Genomic DNA, 23,919 nt, shown 5'->3' with positions numbered 1-23,919 from the left:
GGCCAGCCATCGACGCGGCCTCCTTTTTGCGTTGTGCAAAAAATCTGCTGAAGCAAATTCTTTAGCTCCGCAGGCGGCTGTAGTTCAGTCCTGGGAAGACAGGTATATCAAACCAAGGAACTGCCGGCCTTGCGGCACTTTTTATATTGTATTATAATAAGATGATAAGCATTTTCAACGAAGGAGTTTTGCCATATGGAATCAGATTCGACGAGTAAGCTCCAGATCGCGCTGGACGGGCCCGCTGGCTCGGGCAAGAGCACCGTTGCCCGACGGGTGGCCAAAGCGCTGGGCTGTGACTATATTGACACCGGCGCCATGTACCGCGCCATTGCCCTGAAGTTCATTGAAACAGGCCTTTTTAAAAAACTGGATTGTTTGGCCGATGGTTGCGAAAACCCACACCCAACCACCCTCGACCTCGAAATTGACCATCTTCTGGAGACCACAGGTCTGGAACTCTACACGGAACAGGTCATCCTGGACGGACGAGACGTCTCGGAAGCCATCCGGACCCAGGACGTCACCCGCCGGGTCTCCCAGGTGGCGGCCATGTCGGCAGTGCGGAGGCATCTGGTCAAAATGCAGCGCGCCCAGGCAGAGGGACGAAGCGTCGTCATGGACGGCCGTGATATTGGGACAGTGGTTCTCCCTGAAACGCGCTACAAATTCTTCCTGACGGCCTCTCTGGAGGAGCGGGCCCGCAGACGGTTCCTGGAGTTTCAAGCCCGTGGATTTGCCGCCGACTTCGACACTATTCTTAAAGACATTGCCCACAGGGACCAGGTGGACAGCAGCCGCGAAGACAGCCCGCTGGTCATGGCTGAGGATGCGGTCCAAATAGATACGACAGGAAAAAGCATTGACCAGGTTGTGGCCGTGATCTGCGAATCAGTGGAACGTCTGAGAAGAGGGGAGGCGCCTGTGTGCTGAGGGTTTTTATCAAGTTCATTTTTAACTTGCTCTACAAAATCATATACCGGGTAGAGGTTGTCGGGCTCGAAAACTGGAACCCTAAACAGCCTAAAGTCGTCTGCCCCAATCATATTGATTACAAGGATCCGCTGGTGTTTGGCTCCTTCATCCCGGATTTCATCCGCTTCATGGCCAAGAAAGAGCTGTTCAGCAACCGGCTTTTCGATTGGTTTTTCAGGAGCTGCGGCGGGTTTCCCGTGGACCGGACCGGAAACGACATAGGCGCGGTTAAAACGGCGCTGCGGTTTCTCAAAGCTGGAGAAAGCGTGCTGATCTTCGCGGAGGGGACGCGCAATCCGGGTCTGACCCCGCTGCCGCCCAAAGCTGGTGTGGGCATGATTGCGCACAAGGCTGGCGTGCCCATTCAACCAGTGACCATAGATTCGACTTACAAGTTCTTCTCAAAACTTCGCATCACTATTCACCCGCTGGTAACCCTTAAGTTTGAGGGGAAACCTACGGGTCCGGATTATGAGAATGCGGTGCTTGAGATTCTTAATACTATCTATGGGCACATTGAGTTTTACAAGGGGAGGGCATAGAGTCCATGAACATTAGAATAGCCTCTGCCTCCGGATTTTGCTTTGGGGTCAAGCGCGCACTGGAGCTGACTTTGGATGCCAAGACATCCCCGGCCGGCGCGGTCACCTATGGCGAGCTGATTCACAACCGGGATGTGGTTCGAAAACTTGAAGAGGAAGGCGTCAGTGTCATTGAAGATCTGAAGGAGGCTCAGGGCACCGGTAAAACCGTAGTCATTCGGTCCCACGGCGTCCCCAAGGCCTTTCACGATGAGGCGATGGCCCTTGGAATTAAGCTGGTGGACGGCACATGTCCTTTCGTCAAGAAAATCCACAGACTTGTAGATGGCTTCAGTCAGGATGGTTCAGCGGTGATGATTGTAGGCACTGCCGCGCATCCGGAGGTTATAGGCATAGCTGGCTGGTGCCAAGGACCGGTCTTTGTGGTGGATTCCCTTGAGGCTCTGGCAGACTGGGAGCACCAGAACTTATCTGCCGATGGTCACTTTTCCAACCCCCTCATGCTGGTGGCACAGACCACCATCCGCCTGTCACTTTGGGAATCCATTTACGCACGCCTGTCTGAGAGCACCACGCATCTTGTGGCACACAACACAATCTGTAAAGCCACCTCTGAACGGCAGACGAGCGCAGAGTCCCTTTCTTCTGAAGTCGACTGCATGCTGGTGGTCGGAGGTCCGCATTCGTCAAATACAAAGAAACTCTACGAAATTTGTAAAAAAAATTGTGAAAATACCTATTTTATTGAATCTGCGACAGATTTACAGATGATAAATTTGTTGAACTGTGATAATATAGGAATAACGGCTGGAGCATCCACACCGGATTGGGTGATGGATGACATCTTGAATCAGTTAAAAAAAATTTCAAATAGTTGAAGGCGAGGTAACCTACATGGAAAACAACTCAATGGAACAATTCATGGATCAGATTGACGAGTCTTTACGCGCTCCGCGCAGCGGATCGATCGTAAAAGGCAAAGTTGTCCAGGTCAAAAGTGACGAAATTATCGTCAACATTGGATATAAAGCGGATGGCGTCATTCCTCTCGAAGAGATTTCAAGCGCTGCAACACCTGCTGATCTCAGTGTTTTCGAAGAGAATCAGGAAATCGAAGTTTATGTCATCAAGAATGATAATGGCGACGGCAACGTCCTGTTGTCCCTCAAGCGCGTCAGCATGTACGCAGACTGGGGTCTTCTCGAGGAAGCTTATGCTGCTGAGCAGGAGATCGAAGTCAAAGTCACTGAAACGGTTAAAGGCGGCGTAGTCGCTTACTATCAGGAAGCGCGCGGCTTTATCCCTGCTTCCCAGATTTCTACCCGTTATGTCAACGACCTCAAGGAATACGTTGGCAAAACTATGATAGTCAAAATCATCGAGTTCAACCGCGAAAAGCGCCGTGCTGTCTTCTCACGCAAGATCGTTCTCCAAAAAGAGAACGCCGCGAAGAAGGAAGCAGTTTGGGAAAAAGTGTTTGAAGGCGCTGTCGTTCAAGGCGAAGTCAAGCGCATCACAAGCTTTGGCGTCTTTATAGATCTCGGCGGCATCGACGGCATGGCACACATTTCAGAACTGACTTGGGGCCGCATCAACAAGCCGCAGGAAGTTGTCAAAATTGGTGATGTCGTAGAAGTCAAAGTTATTTCTATTGATAAAGAAACAGAGAAGATTTCTCTCAGTATCAAGCAGCTCAAAGGCGACCCTTGGACGACGTTCATGGATCACTACACTATTGGCGGCATCTTCGAGTCCAAAGTTGTCAATCTGACTGATTTTGGTGCGTTTGTCGAGCTCGAGCCAGGTGTCGAAGGTCTTGTTCACGTTTCTCAAATCGCGCGCAAGCGTGTAGAGAAGCCTTCTGATGAGCTTAAAGTCGGCGAGAAGCGTCTCGTCAAGCTTCTGGATGTGGATCTCGAGAACCGCAGAATCAAGCTTTCAATGAAAGAAGCTGAGGAAGAAGCGGCTGAGGAAGAAGCAGAAGCTGAAGTCGCTGAAACTATCGAAGCGACGGTTGACGGCGCATTCTCTGATGATGTTGAGGCTTCTGAGGAAGAGTAATCAAGCGAGTTTTGAGATTGGAATTCAGGAGCTGTTGACATTCAGCCCCTCAAACAAATAGACAGATGGGCGCCTGATAGATGACCATCTGTCTATTTTAATGCAAAAAATAAATCGGAACCGGCGCGAAAGAGGCGCCGGTTCCAGTTTTATCTCAGTAATCAGTTTAAAGTCTGAATCTGCCCTCTGCTATGCGCTTCTGCAGCTCACGATGCACCTCGTTGACCTTGTCGCGGTCAAGAGAATAGGGTTTGAATGCCAAATACGAGAACAAGAAGAAAAGAATGCCGCCCAGTGCCAGCACCAGTCCGAGCACCAAGCCTGTATTCGCCGTCTGGGCACTCAGCTGCGCGTCAAATCCGGACAATTCCAGAACAAAACCGAGCAGAAAAATGGCCACAGACTGAGACAGCTTATAGGAAAGGGTCATGCAGCCAAAGAAAACGCCTTCCTGACGCATCCCCATTTCCAGGGCGTTGACATCCACCGTGTCCGCAATCATAGACTGGGGCAGGGTATAGAGACCGCCGGTGCCAAAACCAGCCAATAAACTAAATGGAATTAAGTGATAAAATTGAAAGTCGAAAACATTTCTGAAAATGACCATGAGCATAAAATATAGGCAGCCAACTATGGAGATCTGAAGACCCAGCTTGATCAATTCGCGTTTTTCCATTTTGTCTGACAGCATTGCCCATACCGGCTGACTCAAGATGCTGATCAGGATCTGGGCGCCTATAATCAATGCTATTCCGGAGCTGTTGAGCGAAAAAGTGTAGGTGAAGACGTGGAGGCCTATGGTATTGATTAAGGCACTGGAGAGGTTGGTGAACAGATACCCAATTACTACTGCGGTGTAGTCTTTATTGGTGAAAGCGTGTCTGACGGATTTGAAAAAGTGCCCCATACCGACGTGGCTTTCCGATAGGATTCGTCCATTCAAGTAGGGGATCATGCGCTTTGTTGTCAAAATGACCACTGCCATGGAAAATAACATCAGAATCGAAGTTGCAGCCCCCATAGCCTGATAGCCTGCCGGATTCAGCTGTCCTACCGGGTATTCAGCGGTGGGCTTGAAAAAAAGGACCAGACCAAGGGCTGCTGTGAAGAAGATTCCCATCAGAAAAAAGGCCGTCTTCACTGCCTGAATCTTCGTGCGCTCCTCGTAGCCTTCTGTCAGTTCTGCGGAAAGGGCAGTATAAGGGGTGATATAAATGGTCAGAAAGGTCTTAAGAACGAGGATCCAGGTCGCCATGGAAATGAGTTTGACCGTCAGGCTCATCTCCGGCTGAATGTACCATAAGAGCGCGTTGCTGAGGGCTATGCCAATCCCGCCGATCCAAAGGTAAAGGTGTCGACGTCCGAAGCGCTTTGAGCGCGTCTGATCAGACAAATAACCCATGATAGGATCCGAAACAGCGTCCCAGATGACGCCTATACTCACAATCATCCCGACCCAGGCGCCGTTCATGCCCAGAACTGCCGTGGCATAAAACATCAAAAAAGTAGAAACGGCCTGGGAGATTACCCCATAGCCAAAATTTCCAAATCCATATCCCCATAATGTGTTTTGTTTCAGAGTCGATTGCATATGGACGGGATCCCTCACCTAAATTAGATTTTTTTCGATGTACTCACTTCTTGTATTATACACCGAAATAGAGTAAAAGCGGCATGATGTTCACACATTGTTTACATTTGAATTCTTTCGCTGTTTGTTCGCTATTTCTTTCTGCTTGAAAAGCGTTCAGGTTGGTGCCATTAAAAATTTCTGATATAATAGAGGGATGAAATTTTATCACTTTCAAATTGCTGATTTTAAGATTTAAGAGGAGGAAACACATTGAAACGCACTGAAAGGCCGCCACTTTCTGCGTCTGCTTACGCAGATCAGTCCTACTATATTCAAATACAACGAAATCTGAACGCACAGTTTGAGATCGACCACGACCGGAAGCGACGGTTTATGATCATGACCTATGGCTGTCAGATGAATGAGCACGATTCCGAAAAATTGACAGGCATGCTCGGAGAAATGGGCTATGTGGAAGCCCTGAAGAAGGAAGACGCCGACCTCATAATATTTAACACCTGCTGTGTCAGAGAAAACGCAGAGCTCAGAGTCTATGGCAATCTTGGCGCACTGAAACCACTTAAGAAAAAGAATCCAGACCTGCGCATTGTTGTCTGCGGCTGCATGATGCAGCAGCCACACGTCGTTGAGGAAATCAAGGCTAAGTATGCCCATGTGTCTCTGGTCTTTGGGACACACAATCTTCACCAGTTCCCACATCTGCTGTCACAAACCTATACCTCCTCACATCTGCTGGTGGATGTTTGGGATTCAGAAGGCGAGGTCATTGAAGGCCTTCCGGTGACGCGAAAAGTGGGCATCAAGGCGTATGTCAACATTATGTACGGCTGCAATAACTTCTGCACCTATTGTATAGTTCCCTATACACGTGGTCGGGAGAGGAGCAGGACGCCGGAGTCCATTGTCAGGGAAATTGAGGGGCTGGTTCGGGACGGTGCCAAAGAAGTGACGCTGCTCGGGCAGAATGTCAATTCCTATGGGCGTGGGCTGGAACCATCGGCAGACAGCACTGGAGAAGGCTTTGAGGCTGTAAAAGACTTTCCGTCACTCCTGGAGCGCGTCAGCCAAATCGAGGGCCTGAAGCGGATCCGGTTTATGACCAGCCATCCCAAAGACATCTCTGACGAACTGATCGAGGTCATGGCACGCTGTGAGAACATCTGCGAGTATCTGCACCTGCCGGTGCAGTCGGGGAGCGACAAGGTGCTGAAGGCAATGAACCGGCACTATACCAAAGGACAGTATCTGGACATTCTGGAGCGGGCGCGAAGGCGCATCCCAGGACTTGCGGTGACGACGGACATTATCGTCGGTTTTCCGGGGGAGACGGAGGCGGATCACGAAGAGACCATGTCTCTGATCGAGGAAGCGCGCTATGACTCGGCGTTTACGTTTATGTATTCCATCAGGACGGGTACGCCGGCCGCGGAGCGTGAGGACCAGGTGCCGGAGGACGTGAAGCACGCGCGGTTTGACCGGATGCTGAAGCGGATGAACGACATTGTGATCGAGAAGAACAAGGTTCATGTGGGCGAAACCTATGAGGTTCTGGTCGAGCAGCAGGGCAAGGACGGGGAAGGCACTCTGATTGGCCGTACTCGCCATAATCATCTGGTGGCGTTCGAGGGACCCCTGGATTTAGTCGGGGCCTTTGCCATGGTCAAAATCACGAAGTCCAAGAATTTCTCCCTGGTAGGAGATATAGTGGAAGTGCTGGCTTAAGTTGAGGGGGTTCTGAAGTGGACTACGACAAGTTGACGCCCATGATGCGGCAGTATTTTGAGATTAAGAACAGCTATCAGGACTATATTCTGTTTTACAGGCTCGGCGATTTTTATGAGATGTTTTTTGATGATGCTGTCACTGCTTCCAGGGAGCTGGAATTGACGCTGACCGGCCGCAACTGCGGTCTGGAGGAACGGGCGCCGCTTTGCGGCGTCCCTTATCATGCGGCGGATGTATACCTCTCCAGGCTGGTGGAGAAGGGCTACAAAGTCGCCATCTGTGAGCAGGTGGAGGATCCGGCTCTTGCCAAGGGTCTGGTCAAGCGTGAGGTAGTGCGGATCCTGACGCCTGGGACGGTCATTGATCCGGCCTTTTTGGATGAGCGGGAAAACAACTACGTCCTGGCGCTAAACGAGAAGAGCGCCTGGTCTGTGGCCTACGCGGATATTACGACGGGTGAGCTGAAGACAACCCTTTTTGATCCCGAAAAGGGCGTTGACCGGGTGCTGGAAGAAATTCTCAAAGTTAAGCCGAGTGAGATTATTGTGAGTAAAGGGTTTGAGGGTTTACATAATAATATTATGTCTACTTTAACGACCGAAGGCTACACTTTGACAACAGTACCGGATGCTTATTTTGATCCGAATCAGGCTGCACCTTTGATTCGGCGGGTTTATAGTGTGCTGTCCCTGGAAGGTCTTGGACTTGTTCCGGACAGTGCTCAGCTGGGCGCTGTGGGCGGACTCCTGGCTTATATTGAAGAGACCCAAAAGGTGGATCTCAGGCATTTTGAGCAGATCCAAGTCTATCAGACCGGTCAGTTCATGATGCTGGATAAGTTCGCCTGGCGCAACCTGGAGATTGTGGAGACTTTGCGTGACAAGCGAAAACGCGGCTCACTCCTCTGGATCCTGGACCATACGGCCACCAGCATGGGCGGCCGGAGACTCCGCCAGTGGCTGGAACGGCCGCTGCTGGACACTGAGGCAATTGAGCGGCGTCTGGAAACCGTTGACCTTTTCGTCAACGATCTGATCCTCCGCAGTGAGGTCCGGGAACTCCTCAAGTCTGTCTACGATCTGGAGCGTCTCTCTTCGAAGCTGGTCTTCGGGACGGTCAATGCGAGAGATCTCCTGGCGCTGAAATCCTCCCTGGCTATTCTGCCTGACCTAAAGGCGATCCTCAGCGACGCGGACGCGACGCTGCTTAATCAGCTGAGGGGCGAGATTGATCCTCTCGAAGATGTTTATGAGTTAATTGATCGCTCTATCATGGACGAACCGCCCATTTCTGTGAAGGAGGGTGGACTGATTCGCTCGGATTACAACGCCGATCTGGCTGAGCTGCGTGATATTGTCCAGAATGGGAAGCAGTGGATTTTGGATCTGGAGACCCGTGAACGGCAGCGTACCGGTATCAAGTCCCTCAAAGTGGGCTTCAATAAAGTCTTTGGCTATTATCTCGATATCACTCGCACCAATAGTCACCTGGCCCCTGAAGATTATCAGCGCAAGCAGACTCTGGCAAATTCCGAGCGCTATATCACCCCGGAACTAAAATCTCTGGAAGAAAAAGTATTAGGTGCCGAGGAGCGCATCACCGGGCTTGAATATGAGCTGTTCAGCGAGATCAGGACTTTAGTGCTGGCGGAAGTCTCACGGCTGAAACGGACGGCAGATGCGGTGGCTGTTGTTGACGTACTCACCGGACTGGCTGAACTGGCCTACGTGCAGAATTACTGCCGTCCTTTGACCGGAGAACCAGGCGCTTTGGCTATTGAAGGCGGACGACATCCAGTCATCGAAAAGATGTTCCCCAAAGTGCCGTTTATCCCAAATGACGCGTCTCTTGACCAGGATGAACAGCAATTTCACATCATCACCGGCCCAAATATGGCCGGTAAATCGACCTATCTGCGGCAGGTGGCGCTGATTACGCTTCTGTATCAGATTGGTTCCTTCGTCCCTGCGCAGCGGGCATCGCTGTACCCGGTAGACCGGATCTTTACCCGCGTAGGCGCCTCTGACGACCTCTCACAGGGTCAATCCACCTTTATGGTGGAGATGATCGAGTTATCTCATATCTTACGCCACGCGACGTCACAGTCGCTGATTCTGCTGGATGAAATTGGCCGGGGTACCAGCACGTATGACGGCCTCAGTATTGCCTGGGCTGTGGTGGAGCACCTGTCCCGACGCAGCGGCATCCGCGCGAAGACTATGTTCGCGACCCATTATCATGAGCTGACGGAGCTGGAGGGCAAGTTCAGCGGTGTGAAGAACTTCTGTATTGCCGTTCGGGAGCAGGGAGAGGATATTGTGTTCCTGCGCAAGATCGTCCGTGGCGGTGCCAATCAGAGCTTCGGCATTCAGGTGGCGCGGCTGGCGGGTCTTCCGGAGGCTGTGGTAACGCGGGCAAGACAGATTCTGAAAAAGCTTGAAGAAAATGATATCAATAATAATATCCAGCAGCTCAATGATCTGGATCCGGTTGTACCTGCTGAGCCGTCTCCTGTGATGCAGCAGCTGAGCTTTCTGACGTCTGGCCAGGCAGAAGGCCTTGTGTCAGAGATGGCAGCCCTGGACGTTCTGAAAATGACGCCCCTTGAAGCTATGGGTGCGCTGGACCGCCTGATCAATGAAGCCCGAAGAATTAACGGCAGCAGCGGAAAGGGGAGATAAGGGTGACCCTGCAAGACAACTCAACTCATGAAGAACAACTTACCGGACAGGCGGATGATGAGGTCGTGTCTGATCCCATACTGGAGCCAGATCAGATTGCCCCACTGATCACCAATGCCCAAGCCATCCCCGAACCCAAACGGATTCAAAGACTGTCACCGCATGTATCAGATAAAATTGCTGCAGGAGAAGTCGTAGAACGGCCAGCAGCGGTCATAAAAGAGCTAGTGGAAAATGCTATAGATGCCGGGTCTTCCCGCATTGTCGTCGAAGTCGAGCAGGGCGGCAAAAAATACATTCGCGTGACAGACAACGGCTGCGGCATGAATCCGGAGGATGTGCCCCTGGCGTTTGAACGCCATGCGACCAGCAAAGTCGCTTCCATAGACGATCTGGTGTCCCTCCGGACATTGGGATTTAGAGGTGAGGCGCTGTCCAGTATAGCGGCAGTTTCCTATTTGGAACTGACCACTCGTCGACAAAAGGATGAGGAAGGCCTTCACATGACTTTGGCCGGCGGCCGGGAGACTGACCGCCGAGCGACCTCTGCCGCCCACGGTACGACTGTTGTCGTCAAAGATCTTTTCTTCAATACGCCGGCGCGCCTGAAGTTTATGAAGTCAGCAGCCTCGGAAGCTGCTTATATCAGCGACTTGATGACCAAACTGGCCTTGTCGCACCCAGGGATTTCCTTTCAGTTTGTCCTGGATAAGAGGCTGGTCTTCAAGACGCCGGGAGATGATAAAGTTTTCTCCGCGGCTTACGCCACTTTGGAGAGGGGGCTGACGCGTTCACTGTTCGAGTTCAGCTTTGAAAATGAGCTTGTCAAAGTGACGGGCTGGGCCTCCAAAATCGACTATACCCGGGGAAACCGCAACTATCAGATGACCTTTGTCAATGGGCGCTATGTCAAGAGCCGAATGGCGCTGGACGCGATTCAATATGCCTATCAGGGACTGCTCCCAGGGAGTCGTTTTCCGGCAGTGCTCCTTTATCTGGAGATCCAGCCGGATGCCTGTGATGTCAATATTCATCCTCAAAAGACAGAGATTAAGTTCGAGAGGGAAGACGCCCTACGGAACTTTTTATCCGTTGAATTGAAGCGAGCCCTTGAGCAGCGGCAGCAGGTCCCCATTAAGAGTTTTGTGGCGAAACCTGCTTACGAACCGGGACCATCGGCAGCAGTATCTGCTCTGGAATCGTCCGGCAGGCCAATCAGCCCTATGGAATCACCATATAATGGCATAAATATAGGGCAATACATTTCAAGCTTAGGCACCGAATCAACTTTGGTGACAGGCACTAAAACAGAATCAGTGTCAGACATCGAATTAGAACCGGTGTCAGACCCCAACTCCAACCCAGTGACTGACACCAACCCCAAAACAGTGCCTGTCACCCACTCCTCAAATCTCAGCCGGGAGTCGGGCAGCAGCTATGGCGGGCGCGAAGCAGCAAAACATTCCGAGCCCATCCGATTCGACGCATCACTGCTCGAGAATCTTGTGATCCCTGAGACAAGATTCGCGGGACTTGAGGAAGCTCCAAGACCAACTGAGACAGCCCCCACCGAGACACTTTATGACGGCGCGCGTTACGTTGGCCAGCTCTTCAAATCCTTCCTGATGTATGAAAAGGAGAATCATATCCTGCTGATTGATCAGCATGCCGCCCACGAAAAAATTCTATACGCCAGAATGAAGCGTGACTATGAACGCCGCGAAGTCGTCAGGCAGCTTTTAGTCGAACCCATTCTGATTGAATGCGACCATGCGACCGCGCTGCTCCTGGGTGAGAGAAGCGAGACACTTGATAAAATTGGTTTCACCCTGGAACCTTTTGGCGAAACGGACTTTATATTAAGAGAAGTCCCAATGCTGTTCGATGTTCCGGGTACCAAGCGGTTCTTTGAGCAATTGAAGGACAAAGAAAGCGCTCATGAACTGCGCGCTGCCGCACAGAAGCCCATTGAAGACCGGGTGATGAGCATGGCCTGCAAGGCTGCTGTTAAATCCAACGACGCCTTGACGCCATTTGAAGCCTCCCAGTTGATCAAGGAGCTCAGAAATCTTGAATCACCCTATACTTGCCCGCACGGGCGCCCACTCGTGGTGCGCATGGAACGGCACGAAATTGAGAAAAAATTCCTCAGAACTTGAGAACTTAAAGTGAGCAGGTGAGCTATGACTTCGCAACCTTCAAAAGCAACTGTCCTCGAACACCCGGAAGCGCCCGCGGCATCCCCAAGAGACGTCGTCATGCTCGCAGGCCCAACCGCAGTTGGCAAGACGAAGATCTCCATTGAGCTCTGCCATAGACTTGACGGCGAAATTGTATCTGCGGACTCCATGCAGATTTACCGGCACATGAACATAGGCAGTGCGAAGCCTTCCAAAGATGAGCAGGAAGGTGTGCCGCATCACATGATGGACGTGGCTGACCCCAGCCTTCCGTTTACAGCTGCAGATTATAAAGCGTCTGCAGAGCAGTGCCTGGAGGACATTCTGTCCCGGGGAAAGCTGCCCATTCTGGTCGGCGGAACCGGCCTTTATTTCGACGCTTTGCTGTTCGACCGGGATTTTTCCGGAGCCAGTGAGGACAGCGGGCTTCGCAGACAGTTCGAAGCTATTGCCGCTAAGGAGGGCAATGACGCCCTTCACGCCATGCTCAGGGCAAAGGATCCCTATGCGGCGGACCGGATTCACCCCAACAATGTAAGGCGCGTGGTCCGCGCCCTGGAGCTGCTGGAAACTACGGGTGCCGCGACGCCGGCCTTCGACATCGCGCCCGTTCCAAATCCGCGTTTCAATTTTATTTTGCTTGGGTTAACTGACCATCGGCAAACGCTTTATGAGCGGATTGACCGGCGGGTCGACCTGATGTTTGAAGCTGGTCTCGTCGACGAAATAATTTTTTTGAAAAACTTGGGTTTAAGTGATAAAAGTCAGTCCATGCAGGGTATAGGATACAAGGAAGTATTCCGATATCTGGACGGACTGGCAACACTCGAAGAGACCAAGGATTTGATCAAGCAGAGCTCCAGGCGCTACGCCAAGCGCCAGCTTACTTGGTTCAAGCGTTATCCGACCCTTCAGTGGTTTGACGTAGCCGGCCTGACAGATCTTGATTCAATCATCCATCAGATAGAGAGAGCCATTCGTCAAAAATTGTCACGGGAGGGTTAATCGTATGAAAGTCTCATTGAATCTGCAGGACATTTTTCTCAACCAGGTGAGAAAGGATAAAACCCAAATCACCATTTTTCTCATCAGCGGCTATCAGATCAAGGGCCACGTCAAAGGCTTTGACAGCTACACTATAGTCCTTGACAGTGAGGGCAAGCAGCAAATGATCTACAAGCACGCCATTTCAACCATTATCCCTAGCCGTGCGGTCAATTTCAACAGCGGCAGGCCGGAAGATCTGCCAGTCGTCGATTAGTTTCACCGCAGTCTAATCTCTTGTGGCAAAAGCGCTCAGAAGGGCGCTCCTTTATGGAGCGTTCTTTTTTATGAGCCGATGGTCGCTGCCACCCACTCGGACTCTCATCAGAATCCGTGGTTTGCCTTGACGTCCGGGATAAAAAAGTGAATAATAAGAAGGGAAATTTTCACCGAAAAGGGAGGTCCACCTTTTGCCACATTATCTCGAACTTCTCGGCATTCCGGAAGACGTTCTGACCCTCGTCAAGGACGTGGAGCAGGACATTGCCGCTTTGAATGCCGACATTGACGCGAAGGCGTCCTATAATCAGATCAAAATCCTGAAGAGCATGCAGGAGCACCGACTCAGCGACATGCACTTCGCCTGGAATACCGGTTATGGCTATGATGATCCTGGCCGCGAAACCGTCGAGAAGATCTACGCTACCGTTTTCGACGCTGAGGCCGCCCTGGTGCGCCCCCTCATTGTCAACGGCACTCACGCCCTGGCCCTCTGCCTGCAGGGGACACTGCGACCGGGTGACCTGATGATCAGTGTCACAGGCAAACCCTACGACACCTTGGATCAAGTGATTGGGATCACGGCAATAACGGATTCGGCTGAGGCTGAAACCGCTGATGCCGGACATTTTGCTGACAGGCAGCCATCGGCAAGAGGGCAGGGCACTTTGGCTGAGTACGGCATCCGCTATGCCCAGATCGACCTTCTGGCGGACGGAAGCCTGGACCTTGAGCGCATCTCCACTTGTGTCAGTGCCGAGCGCCCACGCATGATCTATCTCCAGCGCTCCAGCGGCTACAGCTGGCGACGCTCTCTGACCGTGCCGGAAATCGCCGGCCTGATCCGCCACATTAAAGCCATTGATCCGGATGTTATTGTCATGGTCGACAATTGCTACGGCGAATTCATTGATGCCCAGGAGCCCACCAGCGTTGGGGCGGACCTCATGGCAGGCTCTCTCATCAAGAATCCAGGCGGCGGCCTGGCCCTCAGCGGCGGCTATATTGTCGGTCGCAAGGATTTGGTCGAACTCGTGTCCTACCGGATGACAACCCCGGGCATTGGCGGTGAATGCGGCCTGACCTTCGGACAGAACCGAACCATTCTTCAAGGTCTCTTCATGGCGCCAAATGTCGTGGCTTCCGCACTGAAAGGCGCTGTCTTCTGCGCTCGACTGTACGAGCGTCTTGGCTTTAAGGTCAATCCGGGATGGGATGCAAACCGCAGTGACATCATCCAAGCTGTCCGGCTAGGCAGCGCCGACCGGGTCATCAGCTTCTGCCGCGGCATCCAGAGCGCGGCACCCGTCGATGCCCACGTGGTGCCGCTGCCTTGGGCCATGCCCGGCTATACCAGCGATGTTATCATGGCAGCCGGTGCCTTCGTTCAAGGCTCTTCCATTGAGCTGAGTGCCGACGCGCCAATCCGTGAGCCTTTCGACGTTTTCTTTCAGGGCGGTCTGACCTTTTCCCATTCCCAGTATGGCGCGGTTCGAAGTTTGCTGGCTATGAGGGAAGACGGCGTCCTGTAGGTTCAAAGCGAAAAGTGTGCTGGAAAGGTGCTGCAAAGCCTGTTTCAACTCACCCTCTGTTCAGTGTAGGAGTGCTCTGATGAACTTTTCACATTTTTCTGTGAAATAATCTTGTAACCTTTTTGCCGCTATGATATACTAGCCCCATAGCAGAAACCGATTGATGCGGTCTCTGTCACTCAAAACTTCATTAAAACTGCTGGAACCCAGCAAAGATTCAGGCTTTACAGGGTCAGTATTAATGCACACGCATTGATGCTGACTCTTTTTTATTTAACGCAAGCGCACTCATAATTCTATGTCAACACCATTTTGGAGGGGAGATTTCATGAGCACTAAGTCCACATCGATCTTTGATTTTTATGGCAAGCCTGATTTCATGACCGCACTGCCGCTTTCATTCCAACACGTACTTGCCATGATTATCGGAAACATTACGCCAGCTCTGATCATTTCAGGCACTGTCAACGCTCTCGCAGCAAAGACCGGCATAGCTGGTCAGGGCGCAGACGCAGCCACACTCGTTCAAAGTGCAATGTTCCTCGCAGCGATTGCGACACTGATTCAGCTGTTCCCAGTCATGATCGTCGGTTCCAAACTTCCAGTCATTATGGGCGTCAGCTTCGCTTACATACCTACCATGACTGCTATTGGCTCTCAGTACGGCCTCCCAGGCATCCTTGGCGCTCAGATCATTGGCGGTATTATCGGTATTCTCGTCGGGATCTTTATTAAGCCACTTAGAAAATACTTTCCACCTATTGTTGCCGGCACCGTCGTTATGAGTATTGGACTTTCGCTTTATACCGTTGCCATTAACTACATTGGCGGCGGCGCAGGACTAAAAGCTACAGCACCTGAGCTCTTTGGTGCGCCGAACCAGCTCATCGTTGGTTTTGCGACTCTGATCACCGTACTGATTGTCGGTCAATTTGGCAAGGGTATCGTCAAGTTGTCTTCAATCCTGATAGGTATTCTCGTCGGTTACGCCATTGCACTCCCGCTTGGCATGGTCAATTTCGCTGCGATTGGGCAGAAAACTTGGTTTGCGCTTCCGGCACTTGGCCAGTTCCCAATTGAGTTCCATCCGGCAGCCATCGTCTCCATGGCAATAATCTTTATCGTCAACTCCATCCAGGCAGTCGGCGACTTGTCCGCTACGACTATTGGCGGTATGAACAGAGAAGTTACGGATACAGAACTTCGCGGCGGAATCATTGCCAGTAACTTGGCTTCCATCATTGGCGCGTTTTTCGGCGGGCTTCCGGTTGCGACCTACAGCCAAAACGTTGGTATCGTCACAACGACTAAAGTTGTCAGCCGCGTCGTCTTCATGTTTACAGCTGTCTTTGTTTTGATTGCCGGTTTTATTCCTAAGTTCGGCGCGCTTATGACTACGATTCCTCAATCCGTTATTGGCGGTGCGACTATTGGTGTCTTCGCAATCATCACTATGTCCGGTGTACGTTTGATCACACAGCAGGAGATGACAACAAGAAATACTACAATTGTCGGTCTGTCACTGGCTCTTGGCATGGGGATCACAGCAGTGCCTCAGCTCCTCGCGAACTATCCAAAGTGGGTTTCCATGGTCTTTGGCAGTTCTCCGGTCGTTATCGCGACGATCATTGCTTTCACACTCAATATCCTTCTCCCTATGAAGTCACTTGCGGATGAGCAAAGAGAACGCGACGAAATAGATGCCAAGCGTGAAGCAAAAGTTGCTGGTAAATAATTAAAGACACAAAATAGTAAATAGAGCCAGGTCCTTTGGAGTTATGGGAAGCGGAAATCGCGCCTTTAACTTCGTGACCTGGCTTTTTCGCGTCTTTGAATTGCTTCAGGCAAAGAGACAACATTCTATATAATAATGTAACAGTTACAGTTTATCGATTTTATTTATGGGTAAATACGAATTGATCAACAATTTCTATAACCAGGATTCCCAGATCCTATTATTTTAAGTCAAAGTGTGAAAGGGGAGATGGATGAAGTGCCAACACCATTCAAAGCCGGATGTGAAAGACCCTCCGGCACTACACTTGCACCAACCGCAGTGAAGACAGAATCAGCTGAAGTAGAAAAAAAGGAGGCCAAACAATCTATGATTAAAGTCGGCGCACCTGCACCGGATTTTGAGTTGCCGGGATACTTAAATGGTCAGTTTTCAAATTATAAACTCTCTGAGTATAGAGGCAAATGGGTTTTTGTTTGCTTCTATCCGGGCGACTTTACATTTGTCTGAGCGACTGAAGTGTCAGCGGTCGCTGACGAATTCCCTGAGCTTCAGAAACTCGGCGTAGAAGTCCTGTCCATAAGTGTCGACAGCGTCTTCGTCCACAAAATGTGGGAGGACCATGAGCTGTCCAAAATGGTTAAAGGCGGGATCCCATATCCTATGCTTTCAGACCAAAATGGCAATGTCGGACGCCTCTATGGTGTTTATAATGAAGATGCAGGCGTTCAAATGCGCGGACGCTTCATAATTGACCCGGATGGTAATGTTCAGGCTTATGAAGTCATGACGCCTCCTGTCGGCAGAAATGTCGCTGAATCCCGCCGTCAAATTCAAGCCTTCCAGCTCGTCAGAGCTTCAAAAGGCACTGAGGCAACACCAGCTGGCTGGCAGCCGGGCAGAGCGACCCTCAAGCCAGGTCCGGATCTTGTGGGCAACGTTTGGAAGGTTTGGAAAGTCGAAGATGGCAAGTAGGACTTTGTGACGTTGTAAGTGTTTCGCAGCTAAGTGACATCTGCGTAAAAACAAGTGAGAAAATCCCCGAGGCGGTATGCTTCGGGGATTTTTGCTTGTGATAGTTGTGAAATAAAATGAAAGGTCCGCTGCAGAAGATCTTCCTTGCAGCGGACCGTTTTATTTGCTGGAATGTGTCATTACATTTTTCTAAAAACACCTTTGACAACCCCAAGAATGGAGACCTCGTCGACAATAATGGGCTCCATGGCAGGATTCTCAGGCTGGAGGCGATAATTTCTCTTTTGCTTGTAAAAGGTCTTGACAGTTGCGCTGTCGTCAATCAATGCCACCACTATGCTTCCATTTGCCGCATCTTGCTGCTGTTTGACTAGCACATAATCCCGGTCGAAAATCCCGGCATCGATCATGCTTTCCCCTTGAATCTGCAGCATAAAATAGTCGCCTTCAGAAATAAACGACGAAGGGATAGGGAAGCGATCCTCAATATTTTCAACGGCTAAAATTGGTTTACCAGCGGTGACCTGGCCAACCACCGGTACAAACGCAGTATGACGCTGTAAATCCATGATTTGCTGGGCGCTGACTTCCTCAGCAGCTCCATTTCCCTTATTTCGATTGTCGTGGTCCTCAACAATAGTTATGGCGCGGGGCTTAGTTGGATCTCTACGAATCATGCCCATTTTTTCAAGATCCCCAAGATAACCATGAACTGTTGAAGGGGATTTCAGATTGACCGCTTCACATATTTCACGGACTGAAGGCGGATATCCTTTGGCCTTGATCTCTTGCCGTATAAAATCATATACAGCTCGTCTGCGCGGCGACATGGAATTTTTCACTTCAAGTCCCTCCATTCCCGTTAATTTAAAACAAGTATAACACAGCAATTGTAAAAATTCAAACATTAGTTCTGTTTTTTATGTCAATAGAAGATAAGATTCTTCAAGGGCTTCAAGGTATTTTCAAGGCTAATCCATGCCGATGGTCTTAGTCAAACACCACAAACAAAACATTTGTTCTAAATAACGCTTTACACAGAACGTATGTTTGTGTATAATTAAGCCAAGAACAGAACAAATGTTTGGAGGTGCCCTACCCATGACAAAGTCCATGTCAACAACCGTGAAAGCAAACACTGCAGGAAGATCTTTACAAAGAACCTATGCCTCGCGGTCCGCTGCAAGACCAACGCAGATCCGTCCTGAGGTTCAGGCACCACAAAAGCATTCCACTCGTAAAGCCTCAAATAAATCTATTCCAGCTTGTTTTTGGATGGCTCTATTTTCGTGGATCATAGCCATTATCATCATGAGCGGCAGCCTTAACGAAGCCTTTTCACTGGCAGAAGTTGAACCTCAGCAAATTGAAATTCAGGTCGAAAAAGGGGACACCTTGTGGGGCATTGCTCAGGAGATCAACACTACCGTTTTTAATCATGACTATGACGTCAGACACCTGATTTATGCTATAGAAGAAGCCAACAGTCTTGATAATGCCATCATTCATCCGGGTCAGATCCTTGTGATTCCACTTGATCTGAAATAAGATACAGAAAAAACAGCACGTGTGTGCTGTTTTTTGTTTTTCAAAATGTAATTTAATTTTCTTTTATTTCTTTTTTGCCCACAAAGATGGGGGATCAGGTGTTTTAAAGCATAGAACAAACGCTTTCTCATTCATTAATGGGGTCTTCATCAAGCAACTCAGAACTGGATTCAGCTTTAGTGGCTGGCGTGGACGCAGGAACTTCCGGTTCTCCCGGCAAAGCTTTGTAATTAGAACGTAACCCTTTGTCAAACTCGTCGAGAAGCTCATACTTATTGACTATTTCACGCTTGAGATTCTTTCGATGGGCCGCATAGAGCTGGGTCGTCGTCACATTGTCGTGGTCGAGTAAGCTCTGAACGTCATAAATGGAAAAGCCATATTCAATCAAAGAGGACGCAGCTGTCGCGCGCAGCTTATGAGGACTATAGCCGTCGCTTCTGGACGTGCCGAGGGGGATTGAAGTGTATTTCTTAACCAGCTGACGAATAGCCTTGACAGTCATGCGGGTGCCTTGTAGCGACAGGAACAACGCGTCCTCATTGCCATCCTGAACCTGGATCAGGCTGCGCTCCAGTTCAAGGTACTCGTTCAGGACCGCCTCAATTGAACGGTTGATAGGCATATTGACTTCCTTGCCACGTTTTCTATAGATTTTAAATTCTCCGCGTCCAAAATGAAAAGAGCTGAGATTGAGCTGCTCCAGTTCACTGAGTCGCAGCCCATAAGTAGTGAACAGCATTAGAATGGCTTTATCACGGTGCTTGGTTTTTTGCCAGTATTGAAGTTCTTTTTCAGTCAGACCTTTTCCGGTTTCAACCGCATCCAGCATAACAGCCACTTCATCAATTTCCAGTTTTTTGATGGCATCCGGCTGAGGCTTCGGAAGTTTAATAGGATTAAACCCATCTGTTATATTGCGTTCAATCAAACCTTCACGGTAGAGATACTTGAAAAATACACTAAGGCTGGAGCGTTTTCTGCAAAGTGAACTATTGTGATTCTCCATGAGATAATCATTGTCTTTGCCCGACACCACATATCTGGCACAATATTCACCCATGTAATAATTGATATCCCTGGCGTGCAGCATATTCAGCGTTTCGAGCTCGACCAACCGGGTTTCTTCAGCCTCCGTCAAACGGGTTTCGTGGACGAGATAGCGAAAGAAGAATTCCAGATCTCTGAGATAAGCCAGGCGCGTATTCAACGACACAGCGTTCTTCAAATAGGTGAAGAAGGGGCTGAGGTAATGGGGGAGTTTGCGCTCAATGGATTCACACAGTTCAATACGTTCATTTTCTTGAAGCACAATATTGTCTGGCTTAGAGGATTTGTTGTGAATCTTGATGGGTTTACGACTCATCGAATTAGATACACCTCCAGTGAACTATTGGGGTCAGACCTGCATGATTTAATGACAACTTGCAGGTTGGTAAGTTATTCAAATCGAATTGAAGGGTTTAAAAGGTGACAACAGCAGACCCACATAACCAACCGAGAATTAAAAACCGGGGAGACCTTGAACGCACAAGGTTTGATGAATCCTAAGCCAATTATAGCTTTTATTTTCTCCTTCGTCAACTATTCCCTAAATATACATTTAAAGAATAGTTGAATCGCAAGCATGAAGCCCGCTTTCGCGGGCTGATCTGCCTTTATACTTTAAGATCTTGTGCCTGAAGCAAATCCGCTTCATGCGCTTTTAAAATTGGATCTACCTCGTTTTCAATAAATTCTACAACTTGCTGCGGTGCGCGTCCTACATAATTCTCAGGTTTCAAAATTGCCATTAAGTCATCCTGATTTAATTTAAAATAATCATCCTTCAGAATCCGCTCAATTAAATCATTGCTTCGTCCATAAAGTTTAACTTCTTTGCCAGCTTCCATTGAATGTACTCTAATGCGCTCATGCAGATCCTGACGATCTCCACCAGCTTTAACAGCTTCCATAATGATGTTTTCTGTCGCCATAAATGGCAGCTCGGCTTCGACATGGCGACGAATCATCTCCGGATAAACCACCAGACCTGAAACGACATTTAATGCAATATCCAAACATGCGTCAATGGCCAGGAATCCTTCTGGGATTGACACCCTTCTATTGGCAGAATCATCCAGCGTTCTTTCAAACCACTGCGTACTTTGAGTCATGGCGCTGTTTTGTGCATTTGCCATTGCCAGACGGCTGAGTGAAGCAATGCGCTCAGAACGCATTGGATTTCTTTTATATGCCATTGCAGAGGACCCAATCTGATGCTTTTCAAAGGGCTCTTCAACTTCTTTAAGATGTTGGAGCAATCGCAGATCATTTGTCATCTTATGCATGGATTGTCCAACTTGGGACAATGCATTAAGCACTCTGGAATCCAGTTTTCTGGAATAAGTCTGCCCACTGACTGGAATAGACGCTTCAAAGCCGAATTTGGAAACAACGAGATGATCCAGCGCTTTTACCTTCTCATGGTCCCCGTCAAACAGGCTTAAAAAGCTGGCCTGAGTACCCGTTGTCCCCTTCACGCCTCTCATTCTGAGCGTCTGGAGTGCAAAGGTGACCTCCTCATAATCCAGAAGCAAATCCTGCATCCATAGCGTTGCGCGTTTACCGACTGTAGTAAGCTGCGCAGGCTGAAAATGAGTGAATCCAAGTGTTGGCATCTCTTTGTACTCAAGTGCGAAAACCTTGAGTGCAGCCAGCAGGCTCGCCAGCTTCCTCTGTACTAATTCAAGGGCTTCCTTCATAACCAGTATGTCAGTGTTGTCCCCTACATAGGCACTCGTAGCACCCAAGTGGATAATAGCCCTCGCTTCAGGACAGGCATCACCATAAGTATGAACGTGTGCCATGACATCATGGCGAAGTTTTTTCTCATAGGCAGCCGCCAACTCAAAGTCAATATCCTCGACATGGGCTCTCAAAGCATCCAACTGTTCGTCCGTAATGGCTAAACCAAGTTCTTGCTCCGATTCTGCCAGAGCGATCCACAGCTTTCTCCAAGTTGAAAATTTCTTCTGACTCGAAAATAACCGAGACATCTCCTTGCTGGCATAACGCGTTATCAGTGGATTTTCATAAACATCACTCATCCAGGCACCTCTTTCAGCTCTATTTTATCGAACATTTAACGTCATTTTGGTTAATAAGTTCGCATTTATTATATCTAACTTTCATCCAGTATTCAAGTGAAAAGAAGACAACAGCAAAGTGAAAGCCGGTGTCAATCGGCCCAAAGTTCATGATACGCCCTATCAACTATTAAACTGTCTTCTTGTTCTCATCTTCTCGCACTCTCTCCTTCTATCACCGCCCATAAAGCAAACTACAAAAAATTAAAAAGCCCTGAATCTTTTCAGATTCAGGGCTGCCTTCACAAAATTATCTTACGACAACAATGTTCTCAGCTTGTGGGCCTTTTTGGCCTTGAGCGACATCAAACGTTACCGTTTGGCCTTCTTCAAGCGTTCTGAAACCTGTTGAGTTGATTTGTGAGTAGTGAGCGAAGATGTCCTTGCCGTCTTCTGCTGTAATGAAACCGAAACCTTTGTCTGCGTTAAACCATTTTACTGTACCATTCATAATGAGTACCTCCTAATTTTTAGTCTTAAACCTTTGCAATGAATATAACTGAGACTTTTTAAAATCAGGGGGTCCATGAATGGACACCAATTCTAAAAACACACGTTAAATCATTTGCTCTTAATTTAAGCAACAACTAATGTTACCACTTTATTAACGTTATGTCAAACTTTATTTACCAGTTACAATGCTCTGATCTGCCGCAGGATCCTCAAATTGCAGTAATTCCTCCGGAATAACACTTCCAAATGCCACTGCAGCAAGCTTGCCAAGCAGCTTATAGTAGACTTCTGAAATGGCGGGATGATAGCTCTCAGGATGCTGAATCTTGCCCAAATCCCTGAGCAGTTCAAAACTTCCAAGTCCTGAAAGCGGTCTTCTTCCCAAGCAAATAAAGGTTTCATTTAAATGACTTCGTGCGTACTTATACCCTTTCCCAAGTTCAGATACCAATCTTAATATATGTGCTCTCAAAGCACGCTCGAACTCAATATCATCTGCCATTCCCTCAAGCAGTTTATTTAACCACATAGCACTCAACTCAGGACTATACGCCGTCAGTTTTCTTCCGCAACGATCCATGGCCATATGGAGATAATTTAAGGTTTCTCGTTCATCATTTACTAAATCAGAGATCCTTGCTCTGGCTATCAATAACTCAGGGATCAACTCCGGAGCGCCTCTTAAAAGCCTCTCCGCTTCCTCCAGGTTGAATCGGCATGACTCCAAATCATCAGACATCCATACTGAGCCAAGGGTCGCTTTACCTTTAAGATAGTCAGACTCAGCCAGGTCCTCGGCCATGGCAGCATAGAATTGAGCTGTTGGTATTTCTTGGCGCGCCAGGAAAGCCTTGCTGACTATACCACACATCTCAGCCTTCAGATCCCGTGACTCAATGCGATTCAGGTAAATTGACCAATTCTGTAAATCCTTGAACAATTTCTCCTTGGTAGCCGATAGTCGCTCAATCCAAATCATCCGCGTCAGCAGTTTTGTCAGCACCTGGGTACTGCGCTCCTGCCCCTCTGTAACTCGAAGTAAAGCAAGGCCCCGGCTCAAGTAGCCCATTGCCTTTTCTGTCTCCCCACAAGCTTCGCGGTAAAGCGCCTGACCATAATATAGGCTTGCCATAGCCCAGGGATCCACAACACAAGTCTTAACCAAGGTATGTATGCCATCAGCCATTTGAAGGTCACTTAATTGCTCATGTCTGTCTTCTTCAGTCATGAAGCGTTCAATTAAAGCCTCCACCTGCTCTTGATCAGATTTATAAAGCGACCTGAAATCCTGCCCCAGTTCTCTTGTCAGGCGGATTTTAAATGTACTGGACCCCATGTTTTTATGTGTCAGGTATTGGTCCACGGATGATTCGCTCATATCTATCTTTTTTGCGAAGGTTTTCAAATCACCATAATCCCGCTGAATTTTTTCGCGGATCTGCAGTCCCGGAGATTTGATGACTAAATCAGTTTTTCTGAGTTTCTGCATATCAGCGTCACCCCACCCAACATTTTCAAAAAAACAGG

The 23,919-nt window shown here is 49.2% G+C and carries 19 protein-coding genes; 13 read left to right on the top strand and 6 right to left on the bottom strand.

All coding sequences use genetic code 11. The features are described 5' to 3' along the window. The first annotated feature begins 195 nt into the window (after window positions 1–195). The 4 genes from cmk to rpsA are packed head-to-tail and all read left to right on the top strand — an operon-like array spanning window position 196 to window position 3,578. Window positions 196–933: a (d)CMP kinase gene (gene cmk / locus AC4PHM_RS03820; RefSeq protein ID WP_492019566.1), complete on the top strand. Its 738-nt coding sequence runs from the start codon at window positions 196–198 to the stop codon at window positions 931–933. Beyond that, window positions 927–1,517 carry a lysophospholipid acyltransferase family protein gene (locus AC4PHM_RS03815; protein ID WP_492019565.1) on the top strand — a complete coding sequence of 197 codons (591 nt, stop codon included), beginning with the start codon at window positions 927–929 and terminating at the stop codon, window positions 1,515–1,517. The genes cmk and AC4PHM_RS03815 overlap by 7 nt, the downstream gene beginning before the upstream one ends. Window positions 1,518–1,522: 5 nt before the next feature. Next, the gene (ispH, locus tag AC4PHM_RS03810) at window positions 1,523–2,395 is read left to right on the top strand and encodes a 4-hydroxy-3-methylbut-2-enyl diphosphate reductase (RefSeq protein ID WP_492019564.1); all 873 of its coding nucleotides are present in this window, start codon (window positions 1,523–1,525) and stop codon (window positions 2,393–2,395) included. A 16-nt stretch (window positions 2,396–2,411) separates the two neighbouring features. Continuing rightward, window positions 2,412–3,578 carry a 30S ribosomal protein S1 gene (rpsA, locus tag AC4PHM_RS03805; protein ID WP_492019563.1) on the top strand — a complete coding sequence of 389 codons (1,167 nt, stop codon included), beginning with the start codon at window positions 2,412–2,414 and terminating at the stop codon, window positions 3,576–3,578. A gap of 166 nt (window positions 3,579–3,744) precedes the next feature. On the opposite strand, the gene AC4PHM_RS03800 is transcribed toward rpsA, so the two are convergent. After that, the gene (locus tag AC4PHM_RS03800; protein ID WP_492019562.1) at window positions 3,745–5,169 is read right to left on the bottom strand and encodes an MFS transporter; all 1,425 of its coding nucleotides are present in this window, start codon (window positions 5,167–5,169) and stop codon (window positions 3,745–3,747) included. Window positions 5,170–5,421: 252 nt separating this feature from the next. On the opposite strand from AC4PHM_RS03800, the gene miaB reads away from it, so the two are divergent. The 8 genes from miaB to prxU all read left to right on the top strand — a co-directional run bounded on the left by miaB (window position 5,422) and on the right by prxU (window position 17,263). After that, window positions 5,422–6,894 (top strand): tRNA (N6-isopentenyl adenosine(37)-C2)-methylthiotransferase MiaB, encoded by a 1,473-nt coding sequence (gene miaB, locus AC4PHM_RS03795; RefSeq protein ID WP_492019560.1) that lies wholly within the window; start codon window positions 5,422–5,424, stop codon window positions 6,892–6,894. Between the two features lie 17 nt (window positions 6,895–6,911). Continuing rightward, window positions 6,912–9,578, top strand: a complete 2,667-nt coding sequence (gene mutS, locus AC4PHM_RS03790; protein ID WP_492019559.1) for a DNA mismatch repair protein MutS — start codon at window positions 6,912–6,914, stop codon at window positions 9,576–9,578. Window positions 9,579–9,580: 2 nt separating this feature from the next. Beyond that, window positions 9,581–11,737 (top strand): DNA mismatch repair endonuclease MutL, encoded by a 2,157-nt coding sequence (mutL, locus tag AC4PHM_RS03785; RefSeq protein ID WP_492019558.1) that lies wholly within the window; start codon window positions 9,581–9,583, stop codon window positions 11,735–11,737. 24 nt (window positions 11,738–11,761) lie between these two features. After that, complete coding sequence (miaA, locus tag AC4PHM_RS03780; protein WP_492019556.1) at window positions 11,762–12,763, top strand: tRNA (adenosine(37)-N6)-dimethylallyltransferase MiaA; 1,002 nt, start codon at window positions 11,762–11,764, stop codon at window positions 12,761–12,763. A 4-nt stretch (window positions 12,764–12,767) separates the two neighbouring features. After that, window positions 12,768–13,019: an RNA chaperone Hfq gene (gene hfq / locus AC4PHM_RS03775; protein WP_492019555.1), complete on the top strand. Its 252-nt coding sequence runs from the start codon at window positions 12,768–12,770 to the stop codon at window positions 13,017–13,019. A 193-nt stretch (window positions 13,020–13,212) separates the two neighbouring features. Next, window positions 13,213–14,553 (top strand): methionine gamma-lyase family protein, encoded by a 1,341-nt coding sequence (locus AC4PHM_RS03770; protein ID WP_492019554.1) that lies wholly within the window; start codon window positions 13,213–13,215, stop codon window positions 14,551–14,553. A gap of 328 nt (window positions 14,554–14,881) precedes the next feature. Beyond that, on the top strand, window positions 14,882–16,288 hold the full coding sequence (locus AC4PHM_RS03765) for a uracil-xanthine permease family protein (RefSeq protein ID WP_492019553.1): 1,407 nt from the start codon (window positions 14,882–14,884) through the stop codon (window positions 16,286–16,288). 258 nt (window positions 16,289–16,546) lie between these two features. Next, window positions 16,547–17,263, top strand: coding sequence for a thioredoxin-dependent peroxiredoxin (prxU, locus tag AC4PHM_RS03760; protein ID WP_492019552.1), 717 nt, complete (start codon window positions 16,547–16,549; stop codon window positions 17,261–17,263). A 179-nt stretch (window positions 17,264–17,442) separates the two neighbouring features. On the opposite strand, the gene lexA is transcribed toward prxU, so the two are convergent. Then, window positions 17,443–18,105, bottom strand: a complete 663-nt coding sequence (gene lexA, locus AC4PHM_RS03755; RefSeq protein WP_492019551.1) for a transcriptional repressor LexA — start codon at window positions 18,103–18,105, stop codon at window positions 17,443–17,445. A 259-nt stretch (window positions 18,106–18,364) separates the two neighbouring features. On the opposite strand from lexA, the gene AC4PHM_RS03750 reads away from it, so the two are divergent. Continuing rightward, window positions 18,365–18,811 (top strand): LysM peptidoglycan-binding domain-containing protein, encoded by a 447-nt coding sequence (locus tag AC4PHM_RS03750; protein ID WP_492019550.1) that lies wholly within the window; start codon window positions 18,365–18,367, stop codon window positions 18,809–18,811. A 127-nt stretch (window positions 18,812–18,938) separates the two neighbouring features. On the opposite strand, the gene AC4PHM_RS03745 is transcribed toward AC4PHM_RS03750, so the two are convergent. The 4 genes from AC4PHM_RS03745 to AC4PHM_RS03730 form a co-directional block, all read right to left on the bottom strand. Then, window positions 18,939–20,177: a tyrosine-type recombinase/integrase gene (locus tag AC4PHM_RS03745; RefSeq protein WP_492019549.1), complete on the bottom strand. Its 1,239-nt coding sequence runs from the start codon at window positions 20,175–20,177 to the stop codon at window positions 18,939–18,941. A 292-nt stretch (window positions 20,178–20,469) separates the two neighbouring features. After that, the gene (gene purB, locus AC4PHM_RS03740) at window positions 20,470–21,900 is read right to left on the bottom strand and encodes an adenylosuccinate lyase (protein WP_492019548.1); all 1,431 of its coding nucleotides are present in this window, start codon (window positions 21,898–21,900) and stop codon (window positions 20,470–20,472) included. 289 nt (window positions 21,901–22,189) lie between these two features. Then, complete coding sequence (locus AC4PHM_RS03735; RefSeq protein ID WP_330583702.1) at window positions 22,190–22,393, bottom strand: cold-shock protein; 204 nt, start codon at window positions 22,391–22,393, stop codon at window positions 22,190–22,192. 168 nt (window positions 22,394–22,561) lie between these two features. Continuing rightward, window positions 22,562–23,881: a hypothetical protein gene (locus AC4PHM_RS03730; protein ID WP_492019547.1), complete on the bottom strand. Its 1,320-nt coding sequence runs from the start codon at window positions 23,879–23,881 to the stop codon at window positions 22,562–22,564. Window positions 23,882–23,919 lie beyond the last annotated feature (38 nt).

The organism is Acidaminobacter sp. QWL-03 (assembly GCF_058683855.1).
Note: the sequence above shows the minus strand (reverse complement) of the source record. Positions and strands in the feature narration are given on the sequence as shown.

Bases quoted from the DNA above. Each gene is read 5' to 3' on its own strand.
- AC4PHM_RS03745 (WP_492019549.1), bottom strand. From the start codon at position 20,177: ATGAGTCGTAAACCCATCAAGATTCACAACAAATCCTCTAAGCCAGAC.
- AC4PHM_RS03800 (WP_492019562.1), bottom strand. From the start codon at position 5,169: ATGCAATCGACTCTGAAACAAAACACATTATGGGGATATGGATTTGGA.
- hfq (WP_492019555.1), top strand. From the start codon at position 12,768: ATGAAAGTCTCATTGAATCTGCAGGACATTTTTCTCAACCAGGTGAGA.
- miaA (WP_492019556.1), top strand. From the start codon at position 11,762: ATGACTTCGCAACCTTCAAAAGCAACTGTCCTCGAACACCCGGAAGCG.
- purB (WP_492019548.1), bottom strand. From the start codon at position 21,900: ATGAGTGATGTTTATGAAAATCCACTGATAACGCGTTATGCCAGCAAG.
- AC4PHM_RS03750 (WP_492019550.1), top strand. From the start codon at position 18,365: ATGACAAAGTCCATGTCAACAACCGTGAAAGCAAACACTGCAGGAAGA.
- rpsA (WP_492019563.1), top strand. From the start codon at position 2,412: ATGGAAAACAACTCAATGGAACAATTCATGGATCAGATTGACGAGTCT.
- ispH (WP_492019564.1), top strand. From the start codon at position 1,523: ATGAACATTAGAATAGCCTCTGCCTCCGGATTTTGCTTTGGGGTCAAG.
- AC4PHM_RS03730 (WP_492019547.1), bottom strand. From the start codon at position 23,881: ATGCAGAAACTCAGAAAAACTGATTTAGTCATCAAATCTCCGGGACTG.
- AC4PHM_RS03765 (WP_492019553.1), top strand. From the start codon at position 14,882: ATGAGCACTAAGTCCACATCGATCTTTGATTTTTATGGCAAGCCTGAT.
- cmk (WP_492019566.1), top strand. From the start codon at position 196: ATGGAATCAGATTCGACGAGTAAGCTCCAGATCGCGCTGGACGGGCCC.